This is a genomic window from Mariniradius sediminis, from assembly GCF_021491425.1.
Taxonomy (GTDB): Bacteria; Bacteroidota; Bacteroidia; order Cytophagales; family Cyclobacteriaceae; genus Mariniradius; species Mariniradius saccharolyticus.
Genome location: NZ_JAKEVZ010000041.1, coordinates 1 through 1,538, shown reverse-complemented (window position 1 = coordinate 1,538; position 1,538 = coordinate 1). Strand labels below are relative to the sequence as shown.

Here is a 1,538-nt window from a genome sequence, read left to right as displayed (position 1 = left end):
GCCCGTCTCGGCTTCGCCGCAGGCAATCCCCGGGAGGACGGAAGGCCGTCCTTCGACCCAAAGGCCTTCCTCAAGCTCTATATCTACGGCTACTTCAACGGCATCCGCAGCAGCCGCAGGCTGGAGCGGGAGTGCGCCCGCAACATCGAGGTCCGGTGGCTCCTCGGGGGACTGGTTCCGAACTACCACTCGATAGCCGACTTCCGCAGGGACAACCCCAAGGCCCTGAAGGCCTGCTTCAAGCTCTACGTCCTCTTCCTCAGGGACGCGGGACTGGTCGGCGGCAGCACGGTAGCCGTGGACGGAAGCAAGTTCCGGGCCTCCAACAGCAAGAAGAACAACCACAGCCAAAAGAAGATCGACCGCCACCTCCGGTACATCGAGGAAAAGACCGAGGAATACCTCGGCCGACTCGATGCCGCCGACAAGGAGGAGTCGCAGACGGAGGACATGTCCGCCATCAACCAAAAACTCGAAAACCTCAGGGAGAACAGGATCCGGTACGAACAGCTCGGCGAACAGCTCCGGGAGAGCGGCGACACCCAGATCAGTACCACCGACCCCGACTCAAGGGCACTCCTTGTGCAGGGCCAGGTCGTGGAAGTCTCCTACAACATGCAGGCCGCAGTCGACGACAGGCACAACCTCGTGGTGGCAAACCATGTCATCAACCGCAACGACCGCAACGCACTCCACGATATCAGCAGGGAGGCGAAGGAAAACATAGAGGCAGACAGTCTTACCGTGCTTGCCGACAAGGGCTACCACAACGGACGGGAAATACAGGCCTGCCACGGGGACGGCATCCGGACCATCGTGGTGCCCAGCGAAACGGTCAACTCCAACGCACACGGCACCACCGAGGCTTACCTGGTCACCAAATTCACCTACGACAAGGATAAGGACACCTATACCTGTCCCCAGGGAAAGACGCTCACCACAACTGGTACACAGCACAAGAAGACCAGGGAGCGGGACAGCCACCTGTTCAAAAAATACAGGACCTCGGATTGTAGGGACTGCCCGGCCAGACACCTCTGCACGGGGAGGCAGCAGGGGGGACGGGAGATAGAGCGCAGCGAATATGCGGATGCGGTGGAAGCAAACCTCAAACTTCTCGAACAGAACCGGGAACTCTACAAGCGCAGGCAGATGATGAACGAGCATATCTTCGGGACCATCAAGCGCAAATGGGGATACAACTACACCGACCTCAGGGGCCTCGAAAAGGTCAACGGGGAGATGGCACTGGTGATGACCGTCTATAACCTCAAGCGAACGATCAACATCCTCGGAATAACCGACCTGCTGGACAAACTCAAAAAATGGGAACCTGACTACAAAGCCGTTTCCTTGTCCGCAAAATCCGCAGTTTCAAAGTCAGTTGAAGCTTTATGGAAAGAATTTGGCCTGAAAGGAGGTGTGTCAAAACTAATTTATGCCTTGAATATGGTTCAAGGTTTTGTTGGTGCAAACCGGCTATACGGCCCAGAAACGCGGTTTTTTCAAAAATCGACAGATTATTTCACAGCCTGACG

Annotated in this window: 1 protein-coding gene; it reads left to right on the top strand. The window is 56.6% G+C overall.

Translation table 11 applies throughout. From position 1 onward, the window contains the following. Positions 1-81: 81 nt before the first annotated feature. Positions 82-1,536 carry an IS1182 family transposase gene (locus L0U89_RS20170; RefSeq protein ID WP_234863178.1) on the top strand — a complete coding sequence of 485 codons (1,455 nt, stop codon included), beginning with the start codon at positions 82-84 and terminating at the stop codon, positions 1,534-1,536. Positions 1,537-1,538 lie beyond the last annotated feature (2 nt).